Source organism: Bacillus sp. EKM420B, assembly GCF_011065565.1.
Taxonomy (GTDB): domain Bacteria; phylum Bacillota; class Bacilli; order Bacillales; family Bacillaceae; genus Bacillus; species Bacillus velezensis.
Genome location: NZ_JAAMNX010000027.1, coordinates 1 through 328, shown reverse-complemented (window position 1 = coordinate 328; position 328 = coordinate 1). Strand labels below are relative to the sequence as shown.

The window sequence follows — 328 nt, the reverse complement described above, 5'->3', positions numbered from 1 at the left end:
CCCGGCGAGCGCATGTACCGGACCGGCGACCTCGTCAAATGGAACGCGCAGAGCGGCATCGAATACATCGGGCGTATTGACCAGCAGGTCAAAGTGCGGGGCTACCGGATCGAGCTTTCAGAAATCGAAGTCCGCCTCGCCCAGCTTGCGGACGTTCATGACGCAGCGGTGACGGCTGTGGAAGACAAAGCGGGCAATACCGCGCTTTGCGCCTATGTCGCGCCTCAACAGGACGATATTGAAGTGCTCAGAGCCGCGCTGAAAGACACGCTGCCTGACTACATGGTGCCGGCGTTCTGGGTGGAGATGGACGAGCTTCCGGTCACCG

1 protein-coding gene is annotated in these 328 nt (G+C 61.0%); it reads left to right on the top strand.

All coding sequences use genetic code 11. The annotated features are described in order from the left end of the window. Nucleotides 1–328: AMP-binding enzyme (locus G9F48_RS19365; RefSeq protein WP_165409981.1), on the top strand; the 328-nt coding region annotated here is incomplete at both ends.